At 43.6% G+C, this 25,333-nt stretch carries 20 protein-coding genes and 2 pseudogenes; 8 read left to right on the top strand and 14 right to left on the bottom strand.

All coding sequences use genetic code 11. From position 1 onward, the window contains the following. The first annotated feature begins 15 nt into the window (after positions 1-15). Both fabF and rnc read left to right on the top strand, forming a co-directional pair. Positions 16-1,269 (top strand): beta-ketoacyl-ACP synthase II, encoded by a 1,254-nt coding sequence (gene fabF, locus NG22_RS02255; RefSeq protein WP_053404210.1) that lies wholly within the window; start codon positions 16-18, stop codon positions 1,267-1,269. 75 nt (positions 1,270-1,344) lie between these two features. Continuing rightward, entirely contained in the window at positions 1,345-2,022 is a 678-nt protein-coding gene (gene rnc / locus NG22_RS02250) for a ribonuclease III (protein ID WP_253275643.1), read from the top strand. 35 nt (positions 2,023-2,057) lie between these two features. Here the strand turns inward: rnc and NG22_RS02245 are convergent, their stop codons facing one another. Both NG22_RS02245 and NG22_RS02240 read right to left on the bottom strand, forming a co-directional pair. Then, positions 2,058-2,477, bottom strand: coding sequence for a hypothetical protein (locus NG22_RS02245; RefSeq protein WP_157600819.1), 420 nt, complete (start codon positions 2,475-2,477; stop codon positions 2,058-2,060). A gap of 119 nt (positions 2,478-2,596) precedes the next feature. Continuing rightward, on the bottom strand, positions 2,597-3,886 hold the full coding sequence (locus NG22_RS02240) for an aminopeptidase P N-terminal domain-containing protein (protein ID WP_053404207.1): 1,290 nt from the start codon (positions 3,884-3,886) through the stop codon (positions 2,597-2,599). Between the two features lie 115 nt (positions 3,887-4,001). Between NG22_RS02240 and NG22_RS02235 the strand changes: the two genes are divergently transcribed. Further along, complete coding sequence (locus NG22_RS02235; RefSeq protein WP_053404206.1) at positions 4,002-5,483, top strand: S8 family serine peptidase; 1,482 nt, start codon at positions 4,002-4,004, stop codon at positions 5,481-5,483. On the opposite strand, the gene NG22_RS02230 is transcribed toward NG22_RS02235, so the two are convergent. Genes NG22_RS02230 through NG22_RS02215 form a run of 4 tightly spaced genes read right to left on the bottom strand, consistent with a single transcriptional unit; the run spans position 5,474 to position 8,474 of the window. Then, positions 5,474-6,280: a hypothetical protein gene (locus NG22_RS02230; RefSeq protein ID WP_157600818.1), complete on the bottom strand. Its 807-nt coding sequence runs from the start codon at positions 6,278-6,280 to the stop codon at positions 5,474-5,476. The genes NG22_RS02235 and NG22_RS02230 overlap by 10 nt on opposite strands. Next, positions 6,277-7,401, bottom strand: coding sequence for a hypothetical protein (locus tag NG22_RS02225; protein ID WP_053404204.1), 1,125 nt, complete (start codon positions 7,399-7,401; stop codon positions 6,277-6,279). Before NG22_RS02225 ends, NG22_RS02230 begins: the two co-directional genes overlap by 4 nt. Next, on the bottom strand, positions 7,398-8,189 hold the full coding sequence (locus tag NG22_RS02220; RefSeq protein ID WP_157600817.1) for a hypothetical protein: 792 nt from the start codon (positions 8,187-8,189) through the stop codon (positions 7,398-7,400). The genes NG22_RS02225 and NG22_RS02220 overlap by 4 nt, the downstream gene beginning before the upstream one ends. Positions 8,190-8,240: 51 nt before the next feature. Beyond that, positions 8,241-8,474 carry a hypothetical protein gene (locus NG22_RS02215; RefSeq protein ID WP_053404202.1) on the bottom strand — a complete coding sequence of 78 codons (234 nt, stop codon included), beginning with the start codon at positions 8,472-8,474 and terminating at the stop codon, positions 8,241-8,243. Between the two features lie 131 nt (positions 8,475-8,605). Between NG22_RS02215 and NG22_RS02210 the strand changes: the two genes are divergently transcribed. Continuing rightward, the gene (locus NG22_RS02210) at positions 8,606-9,232 is read left to right on the top strand and encodes a toxin-antitoxin system YwqK family antitoxin (RefSeq protein ID WP_053404201.1); all 627 of its coding nucleotides are present in this window, start codon (positions 8,606-8,608) and stop codon (positions 9,230-9,232) included. 139 nt (positions 9,233-9,371) lie between these two features. On the opposite strand, the pseudogene NG22_RS02205 reads toward NG22_RS02210, so the two are convergent. The 4 genes and pseudogenes from NG22_RS02205 to nadE form a co-directional block, all read right to left on the bottom strand. Then, positions 9,372-11,491: pseudogene (locus NG22_RS02205) on the bottom strand (S46 family peptidase). Between the two features lie 223 nt (positions 11,492-11,714). Continuing rightward, positions 11,715-13,115: a BamA/TamA family outer membrane protein gene (locus NG22_RS02200; protein ID WP_053404200.1), complete on the bottom strand. Its 1,401-nt coding sequence runs from the start codon at positions 13,113-13,115 to the stop codon at positions 11,715-11,717. A gap of 73 nt (positions 13,116-13,188) precedes the next feature. Continuing rightward, a complete protein-coding gene (gene lgt, locus NG22_RS02195; protein WP_053404199.1) occupies positions 13,189-14,292 on the bottom strand; it encodes a prolipoprotein diacylglyceryl transferase in 1,104 nt (367 codons plus the stop codon). A gap of 321 nt (positions 14,293-14,613) precedes the next feature. Beyond that, positions 14,614-16,491, bottom strand: coding sequence for an NAD(+) synthase (gene nadE / locus NG22_RS02190; RefSeq protein WP_053404198.1), 1,878 nt, complete (start codon positions 16,489-16,491; stop codon positions 14,614-14,616). Between the two features lie 558 nt (positions 16,492-17,049). Between nadE and NG22_RS02185 the strand changes: the two genes are divergently transcribed. After that, on the top strand, positions 17,050-17,496 hold the full coding sequence (locus NG22_RS02185; protein ID WP_072159019.1) for a radical SAM-associated putative lipoprotein: 447 nt from the start codon (positions 17,050-17,052) through the stop codon (positions 17,494-17,496). Next, positions 17,493-18,590: a TIGR04133 family radical SAM/SPASM protein gene (locus NG22_RS02180; RefSeq protein WP_053404196.1), complete on the top strand. Its 1,098-nt coding sequence runs from the start codon at positions 17,493-17,495 to the stop codon at positions 18,588-18,590. Before NG22_RS02185 ends, NG22_RS02180 begins: the two co-directional genes overlap by 4 nt. A gap of 61 nt (positions 18,591-18,651) precedes the next feature. On the opposite strand, the gene dapA is transcribed toward NG22_RS02180, so the two are convergent. From dapA to NG22_RS02160, 4 genes and pseudogenes are all read right to left on the bottom strand, one after another. Continuing rightward, a complete protein-coding gene (gene dapA, locus NG22_RS02175) occupies positions 18,652-19,542 on the bottom strand; it encodes a 4-hydroxy-tetrahydrodipicolinate synthase (RefSeq protein ID WP_053404195.1) in 891 nt (296 codons plus the stop codon). Positions 19,543-19,548: 6 nt separating this feature from the next. Further along, positions 19,549-20,070: a hypothetical protein gene (locus NG22_RS02170; protein WP_053404194.1), complete on the bottom strand. Its 522-nt coding sequence runs from the start codon at positions 20,068-20,070 to the stop codon at positions 19,549-19,551. 3 nt (positions 20,071-20,073) lie between these two features. After that, positions 20,074-22,073: pseudogene (ligA, locus tag NG22_RS02165) on the bottom strand (NAD-dependent DNA ligase LigA). A 243-nt stretch (positions 22,074-22,316) separates the two neighbouring features. Continuing rightward, complete coding sequence (locus tag NG22_RS02160; protein WP_053404193.1) at positions 22,317-23,648, bottom strand: saccharopine dehydrogenase family protein; 1,332 nt, start codon at positions 23,646-23,648, stop codon at positions 22,317-22,319. Positions 23,649-23,741: 93 nt separating this feature from the next. Between NG22_RS02160 and cdd the strand changes: the two genes are divergently transcribed. After that, positions 23,742-24,224 carry a cytidine deaminase gene (cdd, locus tag NG22_RS02155; RefSeq protein ID WP_053404192.1) on the top strand — a complete coding sequence of 161 codons (483 nt, stop codon included), beginning with the start codon at positions 23,742-23,744 and terminating at the stop codon, positions 24,222-24,224. Positions 24,225-24,496: 272 nt separating this feature from the next. After that, complete coding sequence (locus tag NG22_RS02150; RefSeq protein ID WP_053404191.1) at positions 24,497-25,324, top strand: protein-glutamate O-methyltransferase CheR; 828 nt, start codon at positions 24,497-24,499, stop codon at positions 25,322-25,324. Positions 25,325-25,333 lie beyond the last annotated feature (9 nt).

The raw sequence follows: 25,333 nt of genomic DNA, 5'->3' as shown, positions 1-25,333 counted from the left end.
TTTTTAAAGATTTTTATGTCTTCAAGAAAAGTTGTTGTCACGGGTTTAGGTGCGCTGACTCCCTTAGGAAATAACGTTCAGGATTTCTGGAACGGTCTTACCGAGGGTGTCAGTGGCGCTGCACCCATCACGAAGTTCGACGCCTCAAAATTCAAAACGCAATTTGCGTGTGAGGTTAAAGGACTAAAGGTAGAGGATTTTATCCCTCGAAAGGATGCTCGTAAAATGGACCTCTTCGCTCAGTATGCCATGATCTCTACAGATGAGGCAGTGAACGATGCAAACCTAATTTCTGATAAGTTAGATTTGGATCGTGTAGGAGTAATTTGGGCATCCGGAATTGGAGGACTTCGTTCCTTCCAAGAGGAAGTCACATCTTTTGCACAAGGTGATGGCACGCCAAGATTCAATCCATTTTTTATTCCAAAAATGATCGCTGATATCGCAGCGGGTCATATCTCTATCAAATACGGTTTCCGCGGCCCTAACTTCTGTACAGTTTCGGCATGTGCATCAGCGACCAACGCTTTGTTGGATGCTTTCCACTATATCAAGAGTGGAATGTCTGATGTTATCATTGCCGGTGGTTCTGAAGCAGCCGTAACGGAAGCAGGTGTTGGTGGATTTGGAGCATTGAAAGCATTATCTACCAGAAACGATGATCCTGCTTCGGCTTCCCGCCCATTCGATCAAAATCGTGACGGTTTTGTATTGGGAGAAGGTGCCGGTGCGATCGTTTTAGAGGAATATGAGCACGCTAAAGCGCGCGGTGCAAAGATTTATTGTGAATTAACCGGTGGTGGCGCTACTGCAGATGCTCACCATATGACTGCCCCACATCCGGAAGGAACCGGCGCAGCCAGGGTTATGGAAATGGCACTTCAGGTTTCTGGCTTAAAGCCGGAAGACATTGATTATGTCAACGTTCACGGTACTTCCACTCCATTAGGAGATGTTGCCGAGCTTAAAGCTATTGAGAAAACATTTGGAGAACACGCTTATGATTTGAACGTGAGCTCTACAAAATCTATGACCGGCCACTTATTGGGTGCTGCAGGGGCAATTGAAGCCATTGCTTCCATTAAGGCGATGGAAATGGGCGTCGTACCTCCGACCATCAATAATTCGGAATTAGATGAAAATATTGACAAGCGATTCAAACTTACGCTGAACAAAGCAGAGAAGCGTGAAATCAGAGCAGCATTGTCCAATACTTTTGGATTCGGTGGTCATAATTTCTCAGTAATTTTCAAAAAATTAGAGGATTAAGATTTCATTGTGATTCGAATTCTAAGAAGGATTTTTACATTAAGTGCTCGAATGAGCAAAAAAGATAAAAGGCTTATGTCTTCAATCGGTCAGATTGTAGGGCTTAAGCCTTTAAATCTTTACTTATACCGTTTAGTGACCCAGCACACCAGTGTCGCAAAGGAAAATAAGAACGGTTTAAAAGAATCCTACGAGCGCTTAGAATACCTTGGAGATGCCGTATTGGGCACCATTGTGGCGGAATTTCTATTCAAAAAATACCCCTTCAAGAATGAAGGATTTTTAACAGAGATTCGGTCAAGAATGGTTAACAGGGAAACCCTGAACCAAATTGCGGTAAAGATAGGCCTGAACAACCTGGTGGAATATAATCAGGGGAATAAACACGGTCTGGCTTTTAAATCCATATATGGAGATGCTCTGGAAGCATTGGTTGGAGCAGTATATTTAGATCATGGATATGCACGCTGCCACCGATTTGTGGTGAAGAAACTGTTGATCCCTCATTATGATTTAGAGAAGATCATTCAGGTGAACCCCAATCATAAAAGCCAGTTAATCGAGTGGGCACATCAACAAAAGAAAGAAGTCCGCTTCGAGGTGGAAGAAGTTAAGAACAATAAGCACTTCAAAGAATTTGTTGCCCAGGTATTCGTTGATGAGGAACCTTGCGGGCGGGGCACAGGACTTTCAAAGAAAAAAGCAGAACAATCTGCCGCAGAAAAGTCGCTGGAAAAGCTCGTTCAAAAATAAAAAGCGAATCGGTCACCGGTTCGCTTTTATTTTATCTATTGATTTATGCGGGTAAATACCATCTGACTAATATACACCTCCTCTTCAAATTCCTCCGAAGCCTGCCAGACCAGCTCATTGGCCCCATCCCAGGTAAAGACCAGATCAGCCTGATTACCTCCGAATATTATCCGAACCGTCTCTCCATCACGAATCCATTTCTCAGCCACAGGCTGCCCGTCAATCACCAGCTGTTCCTTCCCTTCCAGCGTCATTTGGGTGAATACGCCTTCATTTTCTTCAATTAATGCTTCCAGTAGCTCGCCTTCAAAAACCTGAGAAAAACCATCTGAAAAGATGGACACAGAAGTAAGCTCATAAGTGCCTTCAGCGGGATCGGCTGGAGAGGGGTCCTCATCGTCTTTACAGGCGTAAAGCAAAGGAATGATTAATAGTATTAGGTAAAATCTTTTCATGTCGATGGGTTTTACCTCTATTAACTTTCCATCGGCATCAGAAGATGAATTTATTTTACCTGAATAAATAAAAAGCCTCCCTGCTAGACAAGGAGGCTTTTTTTATGATCAATATACGCTTAGGCATTCATCAAACTTTCAATTTCCTCAGCCTCAATAGGTATCTGTCGCATCAAGTCCAGATTACCTCCTGCTTTCACGACAAAATCATTCTCCAGGCGCACGCCCATATTTTCTTCCGGAATATAGATTCCCGGTTCAATGGTAAAGACCATATTTTCGGCAATTTCCCGATTGACCTTTCCATAATCATGCACATCTAAGCCCAAATGATGGGAAGTGCCGTGCATGAAATACTTTTTGTAGGCTGGCCATGCCGGATCCTGATTTTTGATATCGGTCCTATCAATCAAACCTAAGGCTAACAATTCCGATTCCATCATTTTCCCTACTTCTTTATGGTAAGCCGGAATGTTAGTGCCCGGCTGCAGGATTTCATTTGCCCCTTTAAATACGCGCAATACCGCATCATAAACCGCACGCTGACGGTCAGAAAACCTGCCATTTACCGGAATGGTACGGGTCATGTCCGAAGCATAATTCCCATACTCTGCACCAATATCCATCAATAACAAATCCCCGTCCTTACACTCGCGGTTATTTTCCAAATAATGCAAAACGCAGGCGTTAAAACCGGAAGCGATGATGGGTTCATAAGCGAAACCAGCGGAACGATTCTTTACAAATTCGTGGATCAGTTCGGCCTCCACCTCATATTCCATTACCCCCGGCTTCACAAAACCCAGCAGACGTCGGAATCCTTTATTGGTAATTTCACAGGCATGAGCGATCAAATCAATTTCTTGTTGCGATTTCACCGCTCTGAGGTGGTGTAACAAAGGCTGCGCACGCTCATACTGATGTAAAGGGTAACGCTCCTTGCAATCTTTAATAAAACGGGCATCACGGGTCTGCACCAAGACCTCGGCTCTCCAATGCTCATTAGTATTCAGATAAACATGGTCTACCTCCGCCATCATCATCTGGAAAATGGTCTCGAAATCGTCCAACCACTTCACCTGTTGAATTCCGGAGGCTTTGGTCGCCTCTTCTTTCGTATATTTATGTCCTTCCCAAATGGCGATATGCTCATTCGTTTCTCTCAAGAAAAGGACTTCACGCCACTCTTCATTGATGGCATCCGGATACACCACCAGGATGGTTTGCTCCTGATCAATGCCCGACAAATAAAAAAGATCGGATTGTTGCTTAAACTTCATAGTGCCATCCGCCGAAGTAGGCATGATGTCCGCAGCATTAAAAACAGCCAGAGAGTTAGGCTTCATCATCTTCGCCAGACGCTTTCTGTTCGCCACAAATAACGAAGGATCGATAGTTTCGTATTTCATATTAAGTTTCCGGATTCAATAATTAATAAGCGCTTCAATTTACCAAAAAATTCAACGGTTAAATAATATTTGCTTAATTTGCCTTTCGGCCATAAAAAAGAGCCCACTTTTCAGCATGCGACTTTTTTCTTTTTTTCTTTTTCTATTATTTACAATTCCCTGTCAGGCTCAGGAACTCAAATACTGGGTCTTTTTTCAGGATAAAAACATCTCCTTTCAAGACTCCTCCTCCTACCTGGACCATCCCCTTTCCGAGCAGTATTTACAGGCGCTAAAGAAATGGGAAGTACAGGAAATTTGTCGATCCAAATGGCTAAATGGTATTACCGCAATTTTGGATTCCAGCCAAATCTCTTCCTTGCAGCAAGAGGACTTTATCAAAGAAATTGTGCCGGTCAGCCCCGGAATAGTCATCGCCTCCGGTGAGCGGAATCTTGCCCGGGAAAAGGCTCAATATGCCTTTAACCAAATGGAAGGACAAGCTTTTACCGATAAAGGTTTGGATGGACGGGGCGTGAAGATAGGCCTGATTGATGCCGGCTATATTGACGCCAATGTTAAGCCCAGCCTGAAACATGTATTTGACAACAATCAGGTCATAATGGGTCGGGACTTTATCAATAAATGGAAAAAAGACTTGTACCAATCCCCTGAAACCTTCCAGGACTGGCACGGCACGGAGGTTTTTGAATGCACCGCAGGCATTTTTGAAAAAGGGAGTCAGCCAAAAGGTTTTGCGCCCGGAGCTGATTATTATCTGGCGCGTACCGACCATGGAGACCGGGAATTCCGGGGAGAGGAAGATTACTGGATTGCCGCACTGGAATGGATGGATAGTCTGGGAGTGAAACTGGTTAACTCCTCCTTAGGCTATGCCAGAGGCTATGACCGGGCGGAGGAAAATTATCGGCCAAGCGATATGGATGGAAAAACGACCATCATTTCCCGGGCGGCCGAAATTGCGGCGAATCAAAAAGGGATGTTTTTGGTTATTTCGGCCGGAAATGAGGGGAATGAATTAGACTGGAGAGTAGTCTCTGCCCCGGCAGATGCGCGTAGCGTTTTTAGCGTAGGCGCCAGTCATTATCACCTCCCCCGCAAATATGAATATTCTGCGCAGGGACCAAAAATACTGCCCTACATCAAGCCTGACGTAGTTTGTTATGCCTCTTCGGGCACTTCCTTTTCAGCTCCAATTATCACCGGACTGGTCGCCTGCATCATGCAATATCAACCGGATTTGAGTCATGAGGAGATCAAAAACATCATAAAAGCTTCGGCCAATCTGTACAAGGCCCCTAATAACTATGTAGGCGTGGGCATTCCCAATTGCCGAAGAATTTTAGCATTATGTCAGGGAGAACAGGCAGAGTTTCCTTTTGAATCACTGGGAGCCAATGGAGATTTGGCTAAGGTACCCACCATTGCTGAGGAGGTGTTGATTTTTCATAAATCAGATGATCGGATAGTAGAACAGCAAGTGATAAAAAAAGGGAAGAAGAAAGGCATTTCGCTCAAGAGGCCCAAAGGCATTAAAAGGAGCACCGTTGTTACCAAAGAAAAAGTTATTGAATTAATTTGGCTTTCCTACCAGTGAATCATGGCCTGAAGTCGCCATTGCCATCGGTTTAATCCCAATTGCTCCTCCACCTTTTCCAAAGGATAGTGTTCCCACACCTGATGTAACCAAAAAGTAAAATTAGGATGGGGTACCCACTGTACCATGCCAACAGTTCTGAAACCGCTGCGGTAAAACAGCGGGCTTGAAAACTGAAACCTTACATTTTGCTCATACACATACTGGCGGCTATTCCAATCTTCAATATCAAAAATCGCCAGGCGACCAAAAAACCGCCATTTCTCCAAGCGATACTTGACATCCTGCACCCATAAAATGCCCCATTCCTGACCGGCATTAGAGCAATGCAGCCTGCTTTGAGTAGACCACTTCTCATTCCAGCTTGCATTATGGATCACGGCCATATTCAACTTTTTCACTTCCTGCAACGACAAATATCGCACATCCTCCTCCCTTAAATCCTGTGCTTTGGATTCCATTTTAAACCTAAAACTCCATTGTTGCTGCCGATTGGATCGATAGCTTAGTCCCGCCAAATGCTCATAACCCTTAAAGCTTTTTGAAATGCGGTATTGCCCCGCACGAATAAAAAACTGATCAAAGTAAAAATCTAACCGCCACTTATCCGTAAGGTAAAGCCGATTAGCCCAATACAGCCCTTTCTCGCCCCTTCTGGCGCCTGTCTCTGAAAAGCCCTGCCCTGTTCCTTCTTGATAGGAGGATCCATAATGCCGATAATAGAGCCCCGTTCTATACCTTTTGCTCAGGGCGGCCATCCACAGAGCGTTCAGCCCAAGCCCATCTAAGCTATTCATGGAAGAAGCGATGGCCATTCGGTGAATTCCCCTGGTATAATCAACATAGCCCCAAAAACCACCTGATGCCCTCCTACCATCCTTCCGCTTTCCCGCAGCTGGTAGGGCAGCTTCCACAAACCATTGGCTCCGGCATACAAACCATTTTCTTTATTCGCATAGGTGTATAGTATACCGGCATTGCGATCAAGCACATTATGCCGCCATAGCAATTCTGCCTCATTACGATGATATCCGCTTGCATAGGCCGTAGAGATTTGGCCATCCTTCAGTCGAAAGTCCTGATATCGTTGAGAGTAAAAGGCCTTCCACTGATGCGGCCCCTTTCGTTGTGCCAGGGCAAACCCTCGAAAAAACTGAGCAGAAAAACTGCCCGAAATAGCCTTCAACCTTGTATTCATTCGGTTGAAGGCCAATAAAGGATCTGTCCCCTTGCCTGAGAAAAATCCCTGATGGTAAACCAGCCCCAGGCCAGCTTGCAATTGAAAATCTCCTACAATCAGTTGCCCTGAGCCCCATGCATACTTCAAATAACCACTGTAAAAATCGGCCCCATACTGATTACTCCGGGGATTAAATACCCAGGCCTCCCCAGCTTGTAATCGAGCGTTAAATCCCATTTGGACCCGACCACGACTTTCTCTAAACCTCAAATTACGCCAGGCATTGGCTCCCAAATAATCTTCCCGTTGAGCAGATGGCCATAAAAACGCCCGATGAAAGCCCAACAACAGGTACTGTTGCCTTCTCCCTTTGGGCTTTGATTTTTTACGAAAGCTAAAATCCAAAAAAGGGGCCGTGAGCTTGGCAAGGGATTGGTCCCAGCCTTGTAGATATTGAAGTTCATAAGGTTCAAAAACCGGTGAAAAATGTTCTAGATAATTCGCCAAGGCCCTTTGCTGAAAATCATCTAACCAAAACAATCCTGATAAATCTACCGGCTGCTGATTCACCATTAAGGGCTCATGAAGTAAAGCCTCCAAATCCATTTCCAATCGATCCACATCCATGGCTTGAACCTCCTGCTGTTGCAAATGATTCAAAACGGCAGCGATGGGATCCAACTGTGCTCGGGACCAATGGCTGATAATGCAAAAACCGATGATAAACCAATACCTCATTGCCCGAAGAAATAATGTAGGTTTAACTGATGGCTAAAACCCAGAGGGTATTGCAAGGCGCCCAAATATTGTAAAGCAACAGCTCCCTTTTCCCAGCCGAATCCAAAACATTGGGATAAGTGCATCAGCTCTACTTCTCCCACTACATAAAATGTGGGCTTAAAAAAATACTGAAAGGAGGTGGTGAGCAGAGGTCCTGTAAAATAGTCCTGCTGCCACTGCAAATAAACCCTCAAATCCGAGGAAAGCTCATATTGTATACCTAATCTGCTTTTTAAAGCTGCCGGCAATGCGACAACTTCAGCTGGTGATGGTTTTTGGATTTCCTGAACATCAAATCCAATAATCAGTTCGGTTATCGGTTGCCATTGCATCCCTAAATCCACTGCAAACTGCCTTCCCTCAATTTTGTAAGCACTTTGGATATAAGTATAGGCAAACCGTAATCCGAGCTTAAATTGCCCCAAATGGTGAGCCCAAGCCAAGGATGCCCCTCGCTCAGACAGCAGTTGATCTCCAAAATAGGAATAGGCAAATTGGGTATTTCCAAAGCGGGAAGGCATGCCCAGGAGAATCCCTGTTCGGGGTAAATTAAACTTACCGTAAAATAGCTGATGCTGAAGTAATAAATGAAAATGATCTGGCCTGGAAGTAGCGGAGGCCGGATTAGCATCAATAGTCCTCATCTCAGGATCCGATACCTGATTAAATAAAGTCCCCTGACCCATGGAGGGGGTCAGCGACAAGCCAAGGAGGAAAAAAAGCAGGGTGGGAAAAAAATGAGTCATAGGCAGATATCCCTATGACTCATTTAGGTATTTTATGTTCAGCGCAATGTCTTATTGCGCAATCGCTCCTTGGGTATATTCAAAGTAATTTCCGATTTTTGAGAGATAATTCTCCAATTTTTCAGGACTTTCTGACGTCCAGTCAATGATGTCTATTGCCTCAGGCTCCGTCATGGCCAGACGATCTTTCGCATGACGAAGATTAAGACCCTCAACCCAAACTGTCCGAACCTCACGTTCCACTTTGAAAGAGAGGTAAAACTTATGTAATCTCCTGTGATGCATAATTTACTAAAATTAGACTTAATGTAATAATTGGCTAATTTGTAAGCATGAATTCGACCGCTTCTAGATTCCAACCAAGTGGTAGTTCAATAATACGAAGATTTTAAAGACTAAAATTGATTAAGTAAGAAATGAACCTCATTTACAATGCTTTACGGTACTTTCTACTATTTTTTACACTATTTTGTTTTGAAGCACATTCACAAAATTACATCGAAAATACTCCCTCCACCGGAGAAGGAAAGCGGAATAATAATGGACAAAAAGAGGGTGAATGGCGGTATAAGTTCCCTAATGGTCAGCTTAGTGCAATTGAAAATTATATAGACGGCCAATTAAATGGCAGCCTGATCACCTATTATCCCAATGGGCAGGTAGCAGGGAGAGAAATATGGAAAAATGGCCTACTAGAGGGGGAAAGCGTCTATTATTATGAAAATGGAAACCTTGAAAAGAGGGGAAAATACAAGGACGGATTCTATGACGGAAGGTGGATTTTTTATCACAATAATAATTCTTTAAAACGAGAGGGGAATTATACTTTTGGAATACCCGAAGGCTTATGGATTTTCTATTCCGACAAAGGAAAAAAAATTGAAAAAGGGGAATTTCTGGAAGGAAAACGTGAAGGAGAGTGGATTTATTACAAACGTAATGGAAAGCCAGAATTTGTAGGTTTTTATCATATAGATCAAGATACTGCCTGGTACTCTATTGATAAAAAGGGCCATAGGCGACGTATGGAGGAAAAGGAATAAAATCCCGTCAGAATTTTGTCATTGTACGCAAAACATTTCAAGAATTAGGAATTATCGAAAGAACCTTACGCCCAATAAAAAAGGAATCCCCCCAAAGCGGAGAGATTCCTTTTATGCTGAAGAACCAATTTAGCCTAAATTAAGCCTTTTTTGATTTCTTTTTCTTTTTCTTCTTACCTGCAGGCTTCACTTCTTTGGGGGTTTTCACCAAAGTCATTTCCTCTACCAGATGGCCGGCACCTGCGAATTTATCGATGATAAACAAGGTATACCGTACATCTACAGAAATTGTGCGTTGTACGTTTGGTTCAAAGGCGATATCACCACTCATCGCTTCCCAGTTGCCATCAAAAGCAGTACCGATTAACTCTCCCTTACCATTGATTACCGGAGAACCTGAGTTACCCCAGTAATATCATTATTGGACAAGAAACAAGTCACCAATTCTCCTTTTTCATTGGCATACTGCCCGTAATCTTTTGCTTCCCAAAGCTGCTTCAGCTTCGCTGGTACCACAAACTCGGGATTCGTTGGATCTTCCTTTTCCATGACCCCATCTAAAGTGGTATAAAGGTCATAATGCACCGCATCTGCCGGATCATAGCTTAATGCCTGTCCGTAGGTCACACGCATGGTAGAATTGGCATCAGGATAGAATGCACGCTCTGGCAACATTTCCATCATTCCTTTCAAATACATACGTTCACCGCGGTTAATAGCAGCTGCTGCCTCTCCTACCAAAGCACGCACTTTTCCACTATTTGCCATGAAAGCATCTGCTACCAACATCCCCGGATCGTTCTCCAACACTTCCGCTTTTGGATCTGCCAGGAATGCTTCTAAACGCTCCTGATTTACAAAAACAGACTTTTCGAAAATATAATTCACCAATTCGTCGAAATCAGCGGAAGTCTTTTCACCTTCTTCTGTCAATGCCACATTATTGGCTGCTTCAAATACCTTTGGACGGTAGGCAGAATCCACTTCATTGTAGTACATTTCAATCAAGGCACGGAATACTTTTTGGTCCACTGCCGGGTTGTAATCTTTGAAGTGCTCCTTCACCGGCTCCTCCATAGATTTGCTGAAATCTGCCAGGGCTTCTGATTTTTCTTCCTCGCCCATCATGCCTTTCATCGCCTCAAAGTTGCGGGTGAAGTAGATAAACTCGGTCAGGTAAGGCACAAAGATGGAATACTGCACCGGCGCAGAATAATCCGTCATGGTGGCAAAGCCACTTTCCAAATCATTCAAAGTCGCACCGAATTCTGCTTTACGGTTACTGTCCGTGGCTACCCAATTGGCAAAATCACCTTCCTCTTTTTGTTTTTTCTCATAAACATGAAGACGCTTCAAGCCTTTGGTCTGCCCAATCAAATACTTCCAGTAGTTTGCGGTAGAAGCATATTTAGAAGCATACTGAATACGGATTTTATCATCAGCATTCATATCTTTTTTCAACAACTCCAATTTGGTTTGCATCAATTTGATACGCAAAGCGTAGGACACATCCAGGGCTTCTTTCACGCCATAAGAAGACAAATAACGCTTGGTGCTGCCCGGGAATCCCATAATCATGGCAAAATCACCTTCCTGAACGCCGTCCATAGAAACCGGCAAATAATGCTTAGGTTGGAATGGCACATTCTCTTCTGCATAAGGCGCTGGCTTACCATCCGGTGACATATAGATGCGGAACAAAGAGAAATCACCCGTATGACGAGGCCACATCCAGTTATCGGTATCCCCACCATATTTACCGATAGAAGATGGAGGAGTACCCACTAAACGCACATCGCGGTAAGTTTCGTAAACAAACATATAGTAGGCATTGCCTTTGAATAATGGCTTCACTTCCGCCGTATATTCATTGCCCTCTTCTGCCGCTTTAGCAACTTCTTTCATCGCTTTGCCAATGGCCTGGCTACGCTCTTCATCCGTCATTTCAGCCGTTGCAGCCCCTTTCACCTGCTCTGTCACATCTTCCATGCGCACCAAAAAGCGAACGAATAATTTGGGGTTAGGCAATTCCTCTGACTTGTTCATGGCCCAGAAGCCATCCGTCAGGTAATCATGCTCTACCGTGGAGTGATCCTGTATGGCACCGTATCCACAGTGGTGGTTGGTCAATAACAATCCTTCCTTAGAAATAACCTCACCGGTACAGAAACCACCAAAAGATACGATGGCATCTTTCAAACTGGCTTGGTTCACGCTATAAATTTCTTCAGGAGTCAACTTCAAGCCTTCCTTCTGCATATCCTCATAATTAAGGCGCTTGATTAGCATAGGCAGCCACATCCCTTCATCTGCCAAAGCAGGGAAGCTCATCGCGACCATCAATACGGCAACTAGTATCCGTTTCATCGTTATATATTTTGGTTTATGTATGAATTTTACATGAATTTACTTCAAAGAAATCAATTATTCTTCAAATCAGGAAAGTGCTCTTTACCAGTGGTGAAATTTTGTTAATAATGGTTTAAATGGCCGATAAAAAGGCAAAGCCAAAATTAGTTTGCTGCATGGAGTTATAGGAAACTTCCAGACGAAAGACAAAGTCATAGGCGGCCACCATATCCAGCCCAAGGCCGAAAGAGTAAATAATCTCATCGGTCAGCCTACTATTCTGCTGATACTGAGGATAATTCTTCACATACCCATAATCGCCAAAAAATTTCAGATAAAAGGCATATGGCAAACCGTTAAACTGACTCATCTGGGTGATGGGATAAAAATCATACGTACCTGCCAATAACCGTTTCTTAAAATCCCATTTGTTAAGAAAATAGTGCTGCCCCTCAATCACATTGAGCTCATAGCCCCGAATATCATAGGGACGAAAACCCAGGCCATTTAAATGCGTGTAGGGCTGATTCTCCGCGGGAAAAGACAGACTTGCCGCCGCTAAAGTGGAGATATAGAACTGTTTGGGTAATTTCCAGTATTTGGAATACCTCCCCAGAAATTCCCACTGATCCACATCCCCGAAAATGCCCAATCCGTTTTTCTGCACATTAAAATAGAAAAAATCTCCTTCGGTGGCATAATTTTGAAAATCACGATGATCCACCCGCAGGGTATAGTATAAACCAAACACCCTTTGATCCTTTCGATCATTGGCAAAATAGTGCGGATTCTCCTGCAGAATGGTATCCGCCGCCCATCGGTGGTTATAATTTACACCCATTTCATGGCGAACATAAAAACCATTTCGCACCGTAAACATCCAGTCCACCTCATACCATTCCTGAATGGGGGTTTGTGCATCCAGAAATACCCGTTTATGGTCTTCTGTTTTAACCGGTAAATTTTGATTCAGACGATAGTTGAACTTTAATTTAGTCCCCAGATTCTGCTTTTCATTCAAATAAGGAATCTTGTAATAAATGCCGAACCTGCGGGTATAGCCCAATTGTGCCACCATTCCCAATTCCTCTCCCCGACCTCTGATATTTTCCTGCCGAAACTGAATACCATAGTTCAACCGACTGACATCAGCACCATGGTTTTCTACCCAGTCATTTAAATTCCGGTCCGCCAATGAAAATACCGGCAATGGCCAGGTATACCAGCGTTCTTTCACCCTCACCACTACATTTACTGAGGAGGCATTTCCTTCGATAACCTCCACTTTGGTGGTGATGAAAAGAGAGGTATTCATCAATTTGTCTTCATTTTGCTTCAGGTTGTTTATCAGCCATTGATAATTGACCTCCTGCCCTTCTGCAAAATCCAATTCCCTTAAAATGATTTCTGCCTGCGTTTTGCGATTCCCCAAAATCAGTATACGGTCCACCCGCACCACTTTATCCTCCTGCGCAAGCACGATCAGAGGAAGCCCGGTAAAGCATAAAATGAAAAAGAATAACCTACTTTTCAAGAGTTAATGTTTTGCGTACAAAAAAGCGGACTGATGAAATTCACCAGTCCGCAATATCATAAAATCGGAGCGATTATTCTCCTGGTAACCTCAATCCTTTTTTCTTATTGGCCAAGAGCCAAATCGCTAATCCCATCAAAATAAAGGGCACTGACAACCACTGTCCCATATTCAAAGGCAGCGTATCCTCAAATGGCACCTGATTCTCTTTGAAAAATTCGTAAATGAATCGAAGGGAAAACAAAATGGTAAGGAAAATACCCAAAATCTGCCCGTTGGGGATATTGACATTGCGCTTCTTCCAATAGAAGAATAGCCCAAAGAATAGTAATAAGGATGAAATTCCCTCATATTCCTGACCGGCATGGCGTGGAATACCCAATACCTTCACATCAGCAGTCCAAAGGCCTCCTTCTTGTTTCAGTCGGTATTGCATTGGTGCTGCAGGATCCTGATACATGTGCTCCGCCACATAATCGTATTTTGTCAGCATGTACTTGAGGTCTTTTTCCGTAAACTTACGCACTGCCTGCTCATCCAGCCCCTTGGCAAAGGTAATATGCATATCGACCGGCACTTTATCCTGAGGTGCTGCCGCCATTTCCTCCGAACTTCCTTTAGAAAAGCTCACCTCCTCTATGCCCTGATATCTTTCCAAAGCACGCTGCGGATCATGGGCAAATACGACACCCTGCTGGGAATCTGTGGGCAAACCAATGATCTCAGAGTTCATCAAATTACCTGTGCGAATACAAAAGGCCCCAATTCCTACCACTAAAGCAATGCGGTCAATCACCCAGAAAAATGGCTGATCCTTTCGCTTGCGGGCATAGATCCAGATAGCTACCAAAATACCGATCGTGGCCCCGTGAGAAGCCAGTCCACCTTCCCAGATCATGAATATTTTCCAGGGCTGTGGCAGATAATTTTGCGGCTCATAGAAAAGCACATGTCCCAGGCGGGCACCAATAATGGTTCCCAATACGGCATGTACGGTCAGGGATTCAATATCTTTAAGCGGACGTTTCTCCATCTTAAAAATGTAAATCATTACCTGCTGCATTACCACAAAGCCTAAAGCAAATAATAATCCGTACCAGCGAATATGCCCTAAAACCGGCACATCAGATAATCCTGGAAAAATTTCCGGTGAGGGATACCATAAGATGTAACCCATCAAATTTGATAACATATAAAAAAGCGTTAAGTATTATTCAAAAATAATAATCGTAAAAGACTTCGGTTCGGTAAAAGTAAAAAACAATGGCAACTATTCCACTTTAAGCCGAATTATTCATGCTTCAATCCTTACTTAGCTGCAAGTCGGAAAAAATGAAGAGATAGTCTTTTAATACAAGTTTTTTCCAAAGGAGCATAGGAATCAGGAGCAAACAAACTTGCCCCCATCCGGCCTATTACAAAATCAGGAAACCACCAAAAAACACTGATATTTAGGGCTTTTGTGCGATCTCCTAATTCTAGCGGAGAATAATTTGCCTTAAGGTAAATTTTCCAATGCTTTAAGCTCCTGTTGGAAACTGCCCGAGATTATGGGAAATCTGCACCAGGTACGCGAGTCTACATTAAAATCATCCAAATGAAAGGAAGGAGCAATCCGCTCTCTTTTCCACTGATTACGAGACCATAAACGAAAGAATTTAGTAATATGCAGCTTCAGCAAATCTGCCGGCTCCAATGCTTCTTCAGATAATTCCTGATATACCTGCTGTGGCGATTTTCGCTCTTTAATCGCCAAGCGTTCAATGGCTTGTATCACGAAGTAAGGCATCAGATCATCCTCATCAGTCTGCACCCTTTCCAGCGGACGTAATTCCGCAGAAGGATTCAGGTTATTGACATGGTTCAGGGATTGGTAGCCCAATGTATCCTCCGCCCATTGCAACCAGTTCAACACGAAATACTTGTCCACGCCGGCAATCGGTGCAATGGAACCGGAGGTATCTCCGTCCATAGTCGCATAGCCCACATCACCTTCGGAGCGATTGGAAGTGGTCAACAGCAATCCACCGGTCACGTTAGTAAGCATCCAGATGATAGGAGCTCGTGATCTGGCCTGAATATTCTGCAGCGCAATGTCGTCCTGCTCCCAGCTTAACTTTCTCCCCAAAGCTTTCTCCACCTTATCAGTATAGGAGTTCACCTCCTCATCAATCAACCAATGATGAAAGTTGGCGCCGATTTCTTCGGCCAGGGCCTTAGCAGAATTGAAGGTATCATCAGAACTGTTGACCGTACCCTGATAAGCCGTCACCAACACCTCTTTGCCTAAGGCTTTGCGTAAATCCTCTCCCTTTAATTGAGATAATGCCGAGAATAAATCTTCCCGATGGATTTTTTCTAAAAAGCGCTTCAGCCCTAACTCCCGCAAACCTCTTTGTACCAATTCTCCTACCAAAACCGCACAGGTAGAAGAGTCCGCCCCTCCACTCAGAGATAGTACGAAACATTTGCTCCATGTTTTGCGCAAATAATCGAACATCGCCAAGGAGGACGCTTTGATGAATTCTGTATTCTTATCCTTGGGATCCGGATTTAATTCCGGCTGCTCGGACTCCCCGTCAAAATTCACTTTGGCGGTAATTAAATCCACATTTTTAAAAGACATGCGGGAAGAACGCTGCAATAATTTCCCCTGCTGGGCAATGAAAATATCCCCATCATAAATCATTCGACCGGCTTCATTCCCTAACAGGTTGGCATAAATATAAGTGAAGCCATACTGCTTGGAAGCCGGCACAATGAGATCTTCCCGAATCAAACTCTTCCCAAAGGCAAAATGACTGGCAGAAGGGTTCAATACGACATCCAATTCCCAACCACGCTCAAAATAGTGCTTCGCCGGACGGTCTTCCACCCAGGCATCTTCGCAGATTTCGAAGCCCACTTTCAGGCCTTGAACCTCAAAGAAATCATCCCCGAAATGATAGTGCCGGCCATTCCATTCAATGGAAGATTGCTTGCCTTCCGGCCAGGCTGTAAACCAACGAGGCTCATAATGCACTCCCTCATTGGCCAGATGCTGCTTGGCATAAAAGCCCACCACTTCTTGCTCATTAATCAGTGCCGCCACATTATAAAGCTTCCCCTTTTTCCACATGGGTAAACCAACACAAACAGCAATACCCTCCGTTTCTGCTGCAATTTCCGGCAAAAAGGACAATGCCTTATCGGCCAGCCAATCGCTCAAAAACCAATCTTCACATCCATAACCTGTGATGCAAAGCTCCGGCAAACACAATATTTTCACATTGGCATCCTTAGCTTCCCGAATCGCGCGCTTAATGTTGGCAACATTTTCCTCCCATTGCATTGGAGTCTGATTTAATGCTGCACCAGCAACTATCATTTCTCTCATATTACAAAGTAAACGGACTATTAGGAAAGAGAAAACTTTTCGCTCATGAAATAAAACCACATGCTGTTACACGCAACAAGACCTCTAATAGCTAAATGATGCATCAACTGGCTCCACCTAGCCCACCAACAAGCTCATTAATAAGCCATTCCAAGCACCCTCACTGCTATTTTAACCCGAATTATCCCCCGCTAAAAGTAGAGAATCGGATTAAGTGGTTTATTTTCAACCTTATAAACTAACCCGAATTATTCACCGCCAGATTCAGGAACTTGCTTTAATTAACTAATTATCACTGTAGTACATTCGTGTCGACTGATTTTTTAATAGCCCAAATTGGGGCTAGCTGGCTGTCTCCTCCTTCATCTGATTCGTTCGAAAAAGCTTGAAATAGGGAAAATTCCTTCCTTTTTTCCGCCTAACCGCTAAACGAAGATTTTAGTGTGAATAATCCGGCTTAAACATGGGGCATTCAGCCTAAAAATCAATCCACAAGCTGATAATAATCAAATAATTAACCAGAAACAACTCCTATATTTACAAAAATACCTTTGAAAAATGAAAACAAAGTCAATTCAACTTTTTAACCGGCTATACTCCTTACTCATTGGCTTGCTCGGCTTCGGTATAATGGGATGTGAAAGCAGTACGGTCGCTGAATACGGGACACCTACTGCCGACTTTAAGTTTAGCGGTAAAATCACTGATGCAGCAACTGGCGAAAGCGTCTCCGGCATTAAGGTAAGCACTAACAATGGTTATGTTTATGTGGAAAATGAGGATAATGGCGATTATGTCATGAATTACCGGGATCTCCCCGCCACGGCAGTATTGCTTCGCTTTGAAGAATTTAACCCCAAGCAAACAGGCCAGTACCAAAAGCTGGACACGCTGATTTCCCTAACCGATGAAGAGTTTAAGAACGGAGATGGAAATTGGTATTTGGGGAAAATAGAGAAAGAAATCAATATTCCGCTTAAGAAAAAGGAGGAAGCTGCTGAATGACCGTCCGCTCACTAGGATTTCGAAAAAAACTGGCATTAAAGGTTTTCCAAAAAATGAAACAAAATGCCAGTCAGATTCACACCCTCAATTACCTGTTTTGGGAATGCACCCTCCGCTGCAATCTGGCCTGTATTCACTGTGGGAGTGATTGTACTAAAAATAGCAAACAGGCAGACATGCCCTCGGCGGATTTCTTCCGGGCTCTGGATCAATTAAAAGGCACCATTAATGCTCACAAAACCATGATTGTGCTTACCGGCGGAGAAGCCCTCATGCGAAAAGATTTACCCAACATAGGAAAACAACTTTACCAAAGAGAGTTTCCATGGGGAATCGTAACCAATGGCGCACTATTGACTCAAAAAAAACTGGAAAGCCTTCTGGATTCAGGTCTTCGGGCAGTAACCATAAGTCTGGATGGGCTGGAACAGGGACACAACTGGCTGAGGGGCTCCTCCAAAAGCTTTGAAAAGGCGGTGAAGGCCATTGAAATACTAGCAAAAACCGAAGACCTTCTTTTTGATGTGGCAACCTGTGTGCACCAAAACAATGTCCAACAGCTGGAAGAACTCAAAGACCTCTTAGTAGCCAAAGGGGTCAAAAAATGGCGAATTTTCACTATTTATCCCATCGGCAGAGCTAAAGACAATGAAGCCTTGCAACTCTCTCCTGTTCAGTTCAAAGCCTTATTTGATCAGATTGTCCGCTTCAGAGAAGAGGGCCGTATTCAGGTGGAATATGGCTGCGAGGGATTTTTGGGAAGCTATGAGGGAAAAGTACGCGACCAATTCTTTAACTGTAAGGCCGGGGTCAATATTGCCTCCATTCTGGTGGACGGGAGCATTGCTGCCTGCCCGAATCTCAGAGGAAATTTTATTCAGGGCAATATCTATCAGGACAATTTAAAAGAAGTTTGGGAAAATCGCTATCAGATATTCAGAGACCGAAGCTGGACGAAAAAGGGCATTTGCTCAGATTGTGAGTTTCACCGCTATTGCCAGGGGAATGGCATGCACCTGCGCGATGAACAGAGCGGAGAATTATCGATTTGCCACCTGCAAAAAATACAGGAGGGCGAGAGGAGCAAACCATAAAAAAAAGCCCACCCCAAAGGGGCAGGCTCTTGTCAATATTTTTCGCATTAAACCTATAGACTTAATGCTCAACGACTAAAAAAGAGGAATAGGCATTTTTAATTTTTTCCTGCAATGGTGCAGTCGCCGGTAATAATGGCAAACGCACATGGTTTTCACAAATATGCATTTCCTTCAATAATTGCTTCACCCCAACAGGATTGGCTTCCGCATACATCAAAGGGTTAATTTCGGCAATCTGGTGGACTGCTTTTCCCGCTTCCTGCATATCATTCGCCAGGGCAGGTTTCACGATGGCCTGCATAGCCTCCGGCAGTGCATTCGCCAAAACAGAGATCACCCCTTTACAACCAACCGAAATCAGCGGCAAAGTCAGTAAGTCATCACCTGAGATTAATAAGAAATCTGCAGGAGCCTTACGGGCAATTTCGATAGCATCCCCAATATCACCAGTAGCTTCTTTGGTCCCGATAATATTCGGATGAGCAGCAAGACGCAAAGTAGTCTTCACCTTGATTTTAGAGGCAGTTCTCCCCGGAACATTATATAAAATCACCGGTACCGGAGAAGCATCTGCCACCATTTTATAATGCTGGTAAATTCCCTCCTGGGTAGGTTTATTATAAGCCGGACTCACACTCAAAATGGCATCAACTCCCTCCAAATCCATTTCCTGAAGTTGCTCCAAAACCACATGGGTATTATTTCCTCCTATACCTAATACAATAGGTAAATTCTTAGGATTATTCGCCTTAATAAAAGCCAATACCTCGTGCTTCTCTTTTTGAGTAAGTGTCACAGACTCACCGGTAGTTCCCTGAACCACCCAATAATCCACACCTCCTTTTGCCGTATGATCTAACAATCGGCCTAGTGCTTCGAAATCTACATTGCCTTGGGCATCAAATGGCGTTACTAAAGCAACACCCGTACCACTAAAATCCCTCATCATCTTTAATTAATGTATGGCTTTCAAATACTGATGAAAAAGCGCGCACATTTGCCTCGGCTTTTCATCATCCTGGAGCACAAACATCAACTCGTATAGTTTAGCCTCTTCTTCAAAATATCGGCCTACCCTCATCACCGCTTTGGATTTCGCCATCACAAATTTAGTAACAGCATCCTTTTCCAGGTCACAATGAATCAGCAGATCATATTTTTTCTTGAGAAAATCTCTTAAAGCATCGGACTTCACCTCTCCGGTAAAGCTGAACTCATCGCCATAAAAAGATGCTATCTTTACGGCATGTTCCTCTTTACGCTTGGGAATGTAGGTGATCAATTCCACCGTTTTACCTTCCCTTTGAAGCTGATCGCAGAATTTTTGGATTTCACCATCTTTATTTTCACTTGTCTGTGTGTAAAATATGGCAACGAATTCCGCATTTTCGAAATTCATCCCTCCACGATCTACCTTACTTTTTGAAATTAAGTTTTTGGTTTTCTGATTTATAAATTTCTCCTTTAAACCAAGCATAGTTTAATTTTCCAACATTTCCTGTAATTGATCCTCCGACAAAATGGAAATCCCCATTTCTCTTGCCTTTTTCGTTTTAGAGGTCTCTTTTTCAGCATTGGACACAAGATAATCTAATTTTTTGGAAAAAGAGGACATTACTTTGCCTCCATTCGCCTTAATCAGATCTTCCAGTACACTTTTCTTGGTGGAAAATTTGCCAGATAGACAAAAACTCTTTCCTCCGAGTCGATCATTTCCTTCAAAAGCAGTCGCTTCAATTTGCATTTTCAGCCCTGCCGCCTGAAGGCGCTCCACAATATCTATGTTTTTCGGTTCCCCGAAATATTCAATTACACTTTTTGCAATTCGTTCTCCAATCTCCGGCACTGCAATCAGGTCTTCCTCAGTAGCAGCCCTTAGGTTGTCCATATTTTCGAAATGATCGGCCAGCTTCTCCGCCACCGTTTGCCCGACATACCGAATACCGATAGCAAACAACACCTGCGGAAATGGCATTGCCTTGGACTGCGCGATACCACTCACCAAATTCTCTGCAGACTTTTCTTTAAAGCCTTCCAATTCCAGAGCCTGCTCCAGAGACAGATCATATAAATCCGCCACATTGGTAACCAGCCCTTTTTGGTACAATTGATCAATGGTACGCTCTCCCAAAGAATCAATATTCATGGCCTTACGCTGAATAAAATGCTCCACCTTCCCCTTAATCTGCGGAGGGCAGCCCATGGTATTCGGGCAATAGTGGTTGGCTTCGCCTTCCACCCGGATCAATTCTGTTCCACATTCCGGACAATGATCAATAAACTTCAGGACATCATTAGCTCCCTGACGTTTGTCCAATGCCACGCCTGTGATTTTGGGGATAATCTCCCCGCCTTTTTCAACAAACACCCAGTCCCCTTCATGAAGATCCAGGCGCTCAATCTCATTGGCATTATGCAAAGAGGCGCGTTTCACCACGGTTCCCGCCAGGCTCACCGGCTTTAGATTCGCCACCGGAGTGATAGATCCCGTGCGACCCACCTGATAACTCACCGATTCCAGCTGTGTACAGGCGGCCTCTGCTTTATATTTATAAGAAATGGCCCAACGTGGAGATTTAGCGGTAAAGCCAAGCTCCTGCTGCTGCGCATAACTATTTACTTTAATCACAATTCCATCTGTTTCCAGTGGCAATTGCTTGCGTTCTTCTTCCCATTTGGCAACAAATGCCAACACCTCATCGATGGTACTACATTTTTGCCAGGTTTGCGAAACATTGAAGCCCCATGCTTTAATGGCTTCCAGTGCTTCTGCATGGGTTTCGAAAGGCAAATCCTCCCCCAACACACTGTAGAGGTAACAATCCAGTCTCCTTTTGGCCACCACGGAAGAATCTTGCATCTTCAGCGTTCCGGAGGTCGTGTTTCTTGGATTGGCAAAGCGATCTTTCTCCGCCAGGCTGGCATTCAGGTTTTCAAAATCCCGAATGGACATAAACACTTCTCCTCTGACCTCGAATTGCGCCGGCACTGCGGGGGCATTCAGCTTCAGCGGAAGAGTTCTGATCGTTCGGGCATTGGCCGTAATATTATCACCTTGCGTACCATCTCCCGAGTAGCGCCCAAAACCAGAGACCCGTTCTGATAGGTCAATGATATGGCCACCCCGTCAAATTTCAACTCACAGATGTATTCCACTTCCTGACCTTCCAGTCCTTTTCGAACCCTCTGGTCAAAATCCCGCAGGTCTTCTTCGGAATAGGTATTCCCCAAAGAAAGCATTCGATACTTATGCGTAATCGTATCAAACTTTTTGGTAATCGTCCCTCCCACTCTCTGGGTAGGCGAATTAGGATCCGCGAATTGCGGAAATTGCTTTTCAAGCTGATCCAGCTCTGCTAACAATTGGTCAAATTCCAAGTCTGAAATCTCGGATTTGTCCTCCATATAATATTTTTGATTATAGTAATTGACCTGCTCACTAAGCTGATCAATTCTTATCTTTGCGTCCTCTACTGTCATAGCTTATTGCTTGTACAAAAATATCCTTTTTTGCGGCTGATTAAAAACGGCTTGCTTTGGGACATTCTCTTCTTAAAGAAACCTCCCTTTAGGAGAAATCCGCCCTCACATGCAATCAGAGGGCTTTTCATTCATTAGGAGAACATTCAATTGACCCAAAACAAACGAAAGGAGTTAGAAATTGAACATCTACCCCATTCCTGCGTGAATTTATAACTAATTTTTTTCCCTCCCCAATCCTGCTCAATGAATCAAAGACTTCTCAAAGGTAATCCCATAACCTTTCAGCGCCCTCAGCACGGGTTCATAAACCTCAGCAGAAATAGGACGCTGGATTCCTTTGGTCTTTATTTTCCCATTCAAAACATTAATGGCCACAATTCCCAAAGGAAGGCCAACAGTATCTGCCATCGCGGTTTCGTTGGCATTTTTCCCTTTCACCACCATATGTGTATGGTATTCTGAAAGCTTTCCTTCCAACTCATAAACAAAACGGTGCCACATGACCACCATGTCCTTTTCCTCCGTATTCAGCGTCCATTTCTTTCGGAGAATATGTTCCAGTATTTGAGCAGGACTCCCTTTTTCTAGTCCCACCAGGGTGTCCTCAAATAATCCCAGCCATTTCAATTTATACATGATATCCGAATCCAGACCGATATTCAGGTAATGGGCTAACTTAAGCTCCACGGAATCATCCGGATTATAGGACAGAAAGGAATTAATGAACTGACGGTGCGACATATGTGCAACTCCTTCCATCTGATAGGAATCATCAGTGGCCCCAATTTGCACAAAAACATTCCAGGCCTTGCAATAGCCTACTCTGCGCAAGGTTCCGCGGTAAAGCGTTTGGATGTCCTGCAAGCCATATACCTCCCGGTACTTCAAAGAATCCCGATTGGCATATCCCTCAAAATAACCGTACTGCGGGATGTAGATGATTTCAGTACGATTGAATAACTTATTATAAGGTATATATTTGTACCGCCCCTCTTGTAGAAATTTCACCACGCCCTGCCCGGCCAATACCACATTCCTGGGGTTCCAGGTGAATTTATACTCCCACGGATTCTCCACCTTGCTTGGCGCCAGCAAACCACCCGTAAAGGTCTCAAAGGTATTGATCCTACCAGCTTTATTTCGAATCGCGTCCAATTCCTGCATAGCGGACATATGGTCAATCCCCGGATCCAACCCACATTCCTTCATCACCAAAATCCCCGCTTCTTCAATCGCCTCCTGATATTGCAAAAGCTCCTCGGTCACATATGAGGCGGAAACGAAATCCTTCCGTTGGCGAATGCAGCTCTCCAACACCCGGTGGTGCAGGTGGGCCGGCACCATGGAAATGACCAGGCTGGCCTCCCCAACCAACTGATCCAATGCCTCCTCCTCAAAAATATCCAATGCTACTGCTTCCGCTTTACCCCCAAGGGTAATTTTCTCCTGCGCCATCTGCAGGTTTTTATCGGCGATAATAAGGCGAAACTCATCCGCTTTATTAAATTGACATAAATATGAAATTAAGGCCCTGGTAGATCTACCCGCACCAATGCAAAGAATCGTATTCATAGATTATAGTATTTTGGGTTTTGTCCTATTGTTAATAGCTTTACGGTCCGCTTGACCCTTATAATACTTAAATTTTTCCATTAATTTTAAGACATGCAGAAGGAAAAACAGATTATTGAATATCAAGTATTCAACAGTATTGAAGAACTTCCAACAGAAGAACAAAAACTGGTTGCTGCCGCCCAAAAAGCGACCGAGTCCGCATATGCCCCATATAGCAAATTCCATGTGGGAGCGGCCTTATTAATGGAGGATGGACAAATTTTCAGTGGGAATAATCAAGAAAACTCCGCCTATCCATCGGGCTTATGTGCGGAAAGAACCGTCCTTTTCTCCACTTCTGCCAATCACCCTGACCTCAAAATAAAAACGATCATGATCACCGCCATCAAAGCGGGGGAATCCGCCTTTCAGGCAGTCACACCCTGTGGGGCCTGCCGACAGGTGATGTCCGAATATCAGGATAAGCAACAACAGCCATATGCGGTGATTTTGGAAAATGGAAATGGTACATTTATAAAAATCAATAACGTCAGGGATCTTTTACCCTTTACCTTTTCGGGAGATCAGTTGTAATTTCCACCATTACATTACGTCTGGAAAACAGATTCTTAATTAAACTATTCGAATTATATTTTTAACATTATCGAGATTTTATTGAACTCAGCATATTCTCACTCATTTTTTAGAATACTTTTTAAAAAGTCCTCCTATATTCAGGGGTTGAACAACCTATTTTATAAAGATTAATTACTTACTGGAAGAAAATTGTTTTACCATCCGTTATATAGGATGAATTTAAAATATTTTTGACCAAAATTAATATCTGTCTCGACCCAACGTTTTTTATGATACTAGATATTGAAATTTCTGATCTAAGGAAATTAACCGAATATATAAAGACTAAAGGCAACTATGATTTCACCAATTATGCGATGTCTTCTTTTAAAAGAAGAATCTTACGCATACTGGAATTGTATCGCTTGCCATCGGTAGATGCGCTCATTGAAAAAATTGAAAGTGAACCTACTTTTCTGGAAGTATTCATTTGCGAAATTACCGTCAATGTCACCGAAATGTTCCGTGACCCTTCCTTTTGGAGGCAACTGCGGGATGAGGTCTTACCCAACTTATTGCTTAACCACAAGTCGATCAATATTTGGCATGCGGGCTGCTCTTCCGGGGAGGAAGTGTTTTCTATGGCCATCTTACTAAAAGAGGCCAATCTCCTGGATAGAGTGCGTATTTTCGCCACGGATCTGGATAAAGAGATTATTCAGAAAGCCAAAAAAGGGAAGTATACCCTCAAAAACATGGAGCTCAATCAAAAAAACTATATCCGCTTCCAGGGGAAATTTGAGTTGAGCAAATACTTTAAGGAGGAGGATGGCTTTGCGGTCATGGATCCATCCTTGGTAGAAAATGTAACCTTCCGCGTTCACGATTTAGTTCAGGGACCCGTTTTCAATAAATTTGATTTGGCGCTTTGCCGAAATGTGATGATTTATTTTAATCAGTCTCTTCAGAATTCTGTGCTGAACAAATTACATGAAAGCCTTTTCAACTACGGTTATTTATGTGTGGGCTCCAAAGAATCCCTGATTTGGTGTGATAGCGCCAACAAATTCATTGTAGTCAACAATGAGGAAAAGATCTACAAAAAGATTAAAGAATAAGGCTAAGGA

The sequence above is a fragment of the Persicobacter sp. CCB-QB2 genome (genome assembly GCF_001274635.1).
In the GTDB taxonomy this organism is placed as follows: domain Bacteria; phylum Bacteroidota; class Bacteroidia; order Cytophagales; family Cyclobacteriaceae; genus Persicobacter; species Persicobacter diffluens.
Note: the sequence above shows the minus strand (reverse complement) of the source record. Positions and strands in the feature narration are given on the sequence as shown.